The 7,527-nt window shown below is 68.8% G+C and carries 5 protein-coding genes; 3 read left to right on the top strand and 2 right to left on the bottom strand.

Annotated elements, in window-relative coordinates; translation table 11 throughout:
* Positions 1-792: 792 nt before the first annotated feature.
* Together KHO22_RS32170 and KHO22_RS32175 are read right to left on the bottom strand one after the other, a co-directional pair.
* Entirely contained in the window at positions 793-2,097 is a 1,305-nt protein-coding gene (locus tag KHO22_RS32170; RefSeq protein ID WP_211951241.1) for an ATP-binding protein, read from the bottom strand.
* Between the two features lie 5 nt (positions 2,098-2,102).
* Positions 2,103-2,846: a response regulator gene (locus tag KHO22_RS32175; RefSeq protein WP_211951237.1), complete on the bottom strand. Its 744-nt coding sequence runs from the start codon at positions 2,844-2,846 to the stop codon at positions 2,103-2,105.
* 206 nt (positions 2,847-3,052) lie between these two features.
* Here KHO22_RS32175 and KHO22_RS32180 point away from each other — a divergent pair, with 206 nt between their 5' ends.
* The 3 genes from KHO22_RS32180 to KHO22_RS32190 all read left to right on the top strand — a co-directional run.
* A complete protein-coding gene (locus KHO22_RS32180; RefSeq protein WP_211951238.1) occupies positions 3,053-4,843 on the top strand; it encodes a cytochrome c biogenesis protein DipZ in 1,791 nt (596 codons plus the stop codon).
* Positions 4,844-5,033: 190 nt separating this feature from the next.
* Positions 5,034-5,762, top strand: a complete 729-nt coding sequence (locus KHO22_RS32185) for a DUF3348 domain-containing protein (RefSeq protein ID WP_211951239.1) — start codon at positions 5,034-5,036, stop codon at positions 5,760-5,762.
* Positions 5,763-5,772: 10 nt separating this feature from the next.
* A partial coding sequence (locus tag KHO22_RS32190) for a DUF802 domain-containing protein (RefSeq protein ID WP_211951240.1) occupies positions 5,773-7,527 on the top strand: 1,755 nt, incomplete at its 3' end.

The raw sequence follows: 7,527 nt of genomic DNA on the forward strand, positions 1-7,527 counted from the left end.
TGGACTGTGTGAACTTCCACTCTGGCACATTGATGCCGTTTCGCGATGGGGGACCCCCTCCCACTCACGTTTCCCAAAATGCATAGCTGAGTTACCCGCGCCATCGAGGCCGGGGCGCGTTCATTCCATCTTTTGTCTCGCGACAAAAGTAACCAAAAACGCGTCTTCGTGGTTGACGAACGGCCCGATGGGGTGAAGACGGTACAGGGCATAACCAGACTGCCTGCCGCGTAGATGATCAGGATAGAGACGTCAGATGAACGAACCCGGATTACTTGGTGGCCCCTGCTGACCGCGCCCTCGGTGGGACGCCTGCGGCTGCGCTGCGCGCGCTCAGCGGAAAACAATGAGAGCGATAAGGGCAACAAGGGGAAGTAGTGGGAGAGGACCGGAAGGGATGGGAAGCACTGGCGCCAGCAATACTGATGCCCCTTGCATCCCGACTAGGACGTGCGCGCAGCGCAGCCGTAGGCGTCCCACCGCTGGCGCTGTTGGAACGCTGTACCCGAGCCCAACATGGGGATCGTACAAAAGCAGGTTATCGCAGGCACTGGTTCTGAATCACCAGGCGTAGCAGGGTCGAACGGGCAACCAAGTCTCGCGAGACCAAAGCCGGTTGAACAGTAGAAGCGCATCGTTGATAGCCAGCCGCTCAGGCGACGCGTTTTTCTGCTTACTCTTTTGTCGCTCGGACAAAAGAGTAAGTCGCCGGCTACGCCGGCGAAACAGCGGCGTCTGCCAAGCACGACGACCGGTCAAATCAAGACTCACCGGCCAAGACCAATATCCCATTCAACCCAGCCTGACTTCCGCCGCCAGCCCGCCGCCTTCACGGTTGCGCAGCCGGAGCGAGCCGCCGATCGCCACCGCGAGCTGCTGGGCAATGGCCAGGCCCAGCCCGGTGCCGCCGGTCTCGCGGCTGCGTGAATTCTCCAACCGGACAAACGGTTGCAGCACAGCGTCCAGCTTGTCTTCCGGAATGCCGGCGCCGCGATCGAGCACTTCGATGACCACGGCATCCTGCTCGCGGCGCACATTCAGTTCCGCCGCCCCGCCGAACTTGATCGCGTTGTCGATCAGGTTGGTCAGGATGCGGCGCAGCGCCTGTGGACGCGTTTCGATGGCACAGCCGATGCTGTGCTGCACCGTGACCGCCTTGCCGGTGTCCTGGTAGTCATACACCAGGCTCTCCACAAAGGACCCGAGGTCGATGCGCGAGGCCTTCTCGCCACCGCCGTGGGCCGAACGCGCATAGGCAAGCCCCTCGCGCACCAGCGTCTGGATCTCCGCCAGGTCGCTCACCATCTTGCGCTTCTCTTCGGAATCCTCGGCCATCTCGGCGCGCAGCTTCATGCGCGTGATCGGCGTCTGCAGGTCGTGGGAGATCGCGGCGAGGATCTGCACGCGTTCTTCCACGAATTTTGCGATGCGCTCGCGCATGGCATTGAATGCGCGCGCCGCGCGCGCCAGTTCGGTCGGGCCGCTCTCGTCCAGAGGCGGCGTCTTCGCGTTCGGGTCGAGCGCATCGGCGGCATCCGCCAACTGCACCAGCGGGCGGATCGACAGCCGCACCGCGAACCAGCAGCACAGCACCAGCAACAAGAGCTGGATCACCAGCACATAAGGCAGCCATTGCGCGATCGGCGTCATGCGCGGATGCACGTCGATGGTCAGCGGGCTGCCGTCGCTGAGCGTCAGGTGCGCCTGCAGTTGCTTGCCGTCGCCCGGAATGGATTCCACCCTGACCGCAAAGCGGCCTCCGCTCGCCTCCATGATCCGGTCGGCAATGTCCTGGCCCCGCTGCGACATCTCCGGCACGCCGGGCAGGCCGGGCCCCAGGATGTACTGATAGTTGCCGCGATTCAGGCGGGGCAGCCACTGCGGCCGCTCGCCGGCCGGCAGCCGGTCCAGGATGGCAATGGAGGTGGAGACGTCGTTTTCCAGCGTGCCCAGCATCACCTGGCGCGCGGAGATGTAGCGTTCCGAGAACAGCACGCCGAACGACAGGCCGTGGGCGACTACCAGCCCGGCGAGCAGGATCAGGAACAGCCGCGCCCCCATCGTGCGGGGCCAGGCCCAGCGGCGCACGGTCAGCATCGGCGTCACTGGCGCGCCTCCCGGATCTCGACGGGCAGCGAGAACACATAGCCCTCGTTGCGCACGGTCTTGATGTGCTTGGGTTCGCGCGCATCGTCATTGAGACGCTGGCGCAGGCGGCTGACCAGCAGGTCGATCGAGCGCTCGAACATCTCGGCCTCGCGGCCCTGCGTGAGATTGAGCAACTGGTCGCGGTTCAGCACGCGCTGAGGGTGGTCGACAAACACGCGCAGCAGCCGGTATTCCGCCCCGCTCAGCGCGACGATGGTGCCCTCGCGGTCGATCAGGTGGCGCGCGGTGGTATCGAGCTGCCAGTCGCCGAACGCAAGGATTTCAGCGGCCTCGGTGATCTGCAGGTTGGGCGGCAGCATGCGCGTACGGCGCAGCACGGCCTTGATGCGGGCCAGCAGTTCGCGCGCCGCGAACGGCTTGGCCAGGTAGTCGTCGGCGCCCATCTCGAGCCCGACGATGCGGTCGGTCTCTTCGTCGCGGGCAGTCAGCATCAGGATCGGCGTTGCCTTGTGCTTGCCGGCCCGCAGTTCGCGGCACAGCACCAGCCCGTCGTCGCCGGGCATCATCACGTCCAGGATGATCAGGTCGACGGTATTGGCTTCCAGGAACGCCCGCATATGCCGCCCGTCCGGCGCGACCGTCGTGCGCAGGCCGTTCTTGGTGAGATAGGTGGAGACCAGTTCGCGGATCTCCCGGTCGTCATCGACGATCAGGATGTGGTCGACGTGTGCGTCCATCGTTGTTGCCTCGGCAAAAGTGGAAGTGAACGGGCAGCCTGCTTTGCCAGCATTGTATGGGGGTCGCCCGCCTCGCGTGTATCGCCATGTATCTGGCGGCTGCGGCCGCACAAAGCGGTACAAAACCGCCCGATGGCGACACATGGCGGCGACGCCGGCCCGGTCTGATCGGGGGCAAGCCAATCCCGAGCGAAAGGACACCCATCATGACCCTGCTGATCCTTGCCTACCTGGGTGGAGTACTGACCATCCTGAGCCCCTGCATCCTGCCCGTCCTGCCCTTTGTCCTCAGCCGGGCCGGGCAGCCGTTCCTGCGCGGCCGGCTGCCAATGCTGGCCGGCATGGCGCTGACCTTCGCCGCGGTGGCCTCGCTGGCCTCGGCCGGCGGCGCGTGGGCCGTGCGCGCCAATGCCTATGGCCGGGTCGGCGCGCTGGCGCTGCTGGCCGTGTTCGGGCTGTCGCTGCTGCTGCCGCGCGTGGCGGACACGCTCGCGCGCCCGGTCGTGGCGCTCGGCAACCGGCTGGCGGGCGGCGGTGCGGCCGGGGTGGCGTCAGACTCGCCCTGGGGTTCGCTGCTGCTCGGCATCGCCACTGGCCTGCTGTGGGCGCCGTGCGCCGGGCCGGTCCTCGGCCTGGTCCTGACCGGGGCTGCGCTGAACGGCGCCAGCGTCTCGACGTCGCTGTCGCTCGCGGCCTATGCCGCCGGCGCGGCAACCTCGCTGGCGGCGGCGCTGGGCCTCGGCGGCCGCGTCTTCGCGGCCATGAAGCGGTCCATGGGGGCAAGCCAGTGGCTGCGCCGGGGCCTCGGCGCGGGCGTGCTCGGCGGCGTGCTCGCGATCGGACTCGGCGCCGATACCGGCCTGCTGGCACAGTTGTCCGCGAGCGGTCCGGTACGGCTTGAGCAGGCGCTGGTCGATGCGCTGCGCAAGGACACCCCGGCGCCACTGGCTGCCCTTGGCAGCGCCGCCCCGGACCGCGGCAACGGCGTGCTGCTGGCCGCCAATGACACGGGCGTGGGTTTCCCTGGCCCCCTGCGCGTGGAAGGCCAGTTGCCGCCGCTCGACGGCGCCTCGCAGTGGCTCAATTCCCCGCCGCTGTCGCGCGAGCAATTGCAGGGCAAGGTCACGCTGGTCTACTTCTGGACCTATTCCTGCATCAACTGCATCCGCACGCTGCCCTACCTGCGCGCGTGGGCGGACAAGTACAAGGACCAGGGCCTGACGGTGGTCGGCGTGCATACGCCCGAGTTCGCGTTCGAGAAGTCGCCGGACAACGTCCGCCGCGCGGTGGCGGATTTCCGCATCGGCTTTCCCGTGGCCGTGGACAGCGACTACCGCATCTGGCGCGCCTTCCACAACAGTTACTGGCCGGCTGCCTACTTCGTCGATGCACGCGGCAATATCCGCCACCACCAGTTCGGCGAGGGCGACTACGCAAAATCGGAACGGGTCATCCAGACCCTCCTGGCGGAGGCCGGCAACCGCGCCGTTGCAGGTGATGTCGTCGCGCCCGATGCAGGCGGCGCACAGGCTGCGCCAGACCTGCGCAATGTCCGCTCCGATGAAACCTATATCGGCTACAGCCAGGCGGTGAATTTCGCCTCGCCGGGCGAAATGCGGCCCGACGCATCGCGGCAGTACACCGTCGGCAAGCTGCTCCTGAACGAATGGGGCCTGTCCGGCCAATGGACCATCGGCGCCGAGCAGGCCACGCTCGATCGCGCCGGCGGCGGCATCCGCTACCGCTTCCACGCGCGCGACCTGCACCTGGTACTGGGGCCGGCGGCCAATGGCCAGGCGGTCCGCTTTATCGTGACGATCGACGGCAAGCCGCCCGGCCCGAGCCATGGCGCCGACACCGACGCGGGCGGCAACGGCGCCGTCACGCAGACCCGGCTCTACCAGCTGGTGCGCCAGGCCGGAGAAGTGGGCGACCATACGTTCGAGATCCGCTTCCTGGACCCCGGCGCGCAGGCTTATGCGTTCACCTTCGGCTAGCCGCAGCTTCTTTCTGTCCGGCTGGCTGGCGCCCGCTTCCGGGGAGTTTCCGGGCGCCGGGCGCTAGCAAATCCCGCGCGACCAACGCCGTCAAACCCCCGCTTTGGGGCCAGCCAGCGTGGTTCGGCCACAAATGCGGCGAAATCGCCCGCGCGTACGTGTAAACTGCTGGATTTTTCGCTCTGGCGATATGCTCCAAGCACCACGGCGCGCAGGGTTCAGCGGTCCGACGCTGATCCGCCTGCTGGTTCGCCTGACGGGCAATGACGCCCCCGAATCCGGCCAGTCGCTCTCGGCCCAGCTCAGCCAATGGCTCGGCTGGACGGAGGCGATCGCCCTGTCCGCGGCGCTGAACGGCAATCCGCCGGCCTCGGCGGCGCGCGCGGCCGGGGCCGAGGAAGCCGAGTGCGCCCGCGTGCGCACCGTGCTGGCGGCGGCCATTGCCGACGACAGGGCGGCCGGCGGCCGGCAACGCGGCCGGCCGCGGCCGGCCGTGCCGGACCCCGTCGACACCGTCGTGGACTATGCGGCCTTCCGCCAGCGATACGTCACTTCGCAGCAGACCATGGAAACGGAGATCGCCACCCTGCGCGGCCGCCTGCGCACGGCGCTGGCGGCGCGGGCCTCCGGCATGGCACGGCTGGCGATGGTCGACGCCGTCATGGAACGCGTGCTCGGGGCGCGCGAGCAGGCGCTGCTGGCCACCATTCCGGGCATGCTCGAAGCGCACTTCACGCGCCTGCGCCAGGCCGAGGAAGCGGCACTGGCCGGCACCCGGCCGACAGGCGTCGCGGCGCCAGTGACGCCCGGTGCCTGGCTCACCGTCTTCCAGAACGATATGCAGAGCGTGCTGCGCGCCGAACTGGACCTCCGTTACCAACCCGTCGAAGCCTTGCTTGCGGCGCTGCGTGACAGCTAACCGAACCACTATGACCAGAACCCTCATCCAAATCGTCGTCTTCCTGGCAGGCCTGGCCGTCGTGGGCTGGATCGGCGCCGGCTACGCGGGCACCAACCTGCTGGCGCTGGCCGTCACGCTGCTGATCGGCGGCTTCTACCTGGCGGGTGCGTTCGAGCTCAAGCGCTACCACCAGGCCACGGGCACGCTGGCACAGGCCATCGCGGGGCTGTCCGGGGCGCCCGCCAGCCTTGGCGCGTGGATCGAGCCGCTGCATCCGAGCCTGCGCAATGCCGTGCGCCTGCGCATCGAAGGCGAGCGCGCCGCCCTGCCCGGCCCGGCCCTGACGCCGTACCTGGTCGGCCTGCTGGTCCTGCTGGGCATGTTCGGCACGTTCCTGGGCATGGTGGCGACGCTGCGCGGCACCGGCATCGCGCTGGAAGGCGCGGCGGACCTCGATGCCATCCGCGCGTCGCTGGCCGCACCGGTCAAGGGTCTGGGCTTTGCCTTTGGCACCTCGGTGGCCGGTGTCGCCACCTCGGCAATGCTGGGCCTGCTGTCCACGCTGTGCCGGCGTGAACGCATCGAGGCCGCGCAGGCGCTCGACGCCCGCATCGCCACCACGCTGCGCCCGTACTCGCGCACCCACCAGCGCGAAGAGGCGTTCCGCCTGCTGCAGCGGCAGACGGATGTGATGCCCGCGCTGGTCGACCGGCTGCAGGCCATGATGACCACCATGGAGCAGCAGCACCTGGCCATGTCCGAACGGCTGGCCAGCAGCCAGGCCGCGTTCCACGACCGCACCGACGCGGCGTACGGCCGGCTGGCCGATTCCGTGCAGCGATCGCTGACGCAGAGCATCGCCGACAGCGCGCGCACTGCCAGCGCGGCCATCCAGCCGGCCGTCGAGTTCACCATGGCAGGCATCGCGCGCGAAACGCAGGCCCTGCACACCACGGTCACCGACGCCGTGAAGCAGCAGCTCGACGGCCTGTCGACGCGCTTCGAGGACACCACGGCCACCGTCGCGGACCTGTGGAAGCAGGCGCTGGCCGGGCATCAGCGCACCAGCGAAGCGCAGGCCAGCGACCTGCGCGCCACGCTCGACGGCTTCGCGCAGACCTTCGATCAGCGCTCGGCCGGCCTGCTGGAAAGCGTGGCCGCCCGCCTGGACGCCACGGCGGCCAGCGCCGCCGGCACCTGGCATGACGCGCTGGCGCAGCAAGCGCGCATCGGCGAGAAGATGGCCGGCGACAACCAGCAGGCCATGGCAAGCGCGGCGGCGGCGTTCGAGCAACACGCGGCCTCGCTGGTGCAGGCCGTGGCCGGCACGCATGCCGAGCTGAAGCAGGAACTGTCCGCGCAGGACGCGCAGCGGCTGCAGGCCTGGGCGGAAACGCTCGGCGCCATCGCCACCACCCTGCGCAGCGAAATGGCACAGGCAAGCGCGAACACCGCGAGCCGCCAGCAGGAAATCTCCGAAGCGCTGGCGCAGACCACGCGCGACATGTCGGCCGAAGTGCGCGCACATGCCAGCAGCACCATCGCCGAGATCGAGCGCCTCGTGCAGGCCGCCGAGCAGGCCCCGAAGGCCGCCGTGGCGCTGCAGGAAGAACTGGCCTCCCGCGATCAGCAGCGCCTGGCCGCATGGACCGAGGCGCTGGCCGCCATGGCCGCGACGCTGCGCGCGCAGATGGAGCAGGCCAGCGCCAACGCCGCGGGCCATCAGCAGCAGATCACCGACACGCTGGCGCAGACCGCGCGCGATATGTCGGCGGAAGCGCGC

The organism is Cupriavidus yeoncheonensis, assembly GCF_905397275.1.
In the GTDB taxonomy this organism is placed as follows: Bacteria; Pseudomonadota; Gammaproteobacteria; order Burkholderiales; family Burkholderiaceae; genus Cupriavidus; species Cupriavidus yeoncheonensis.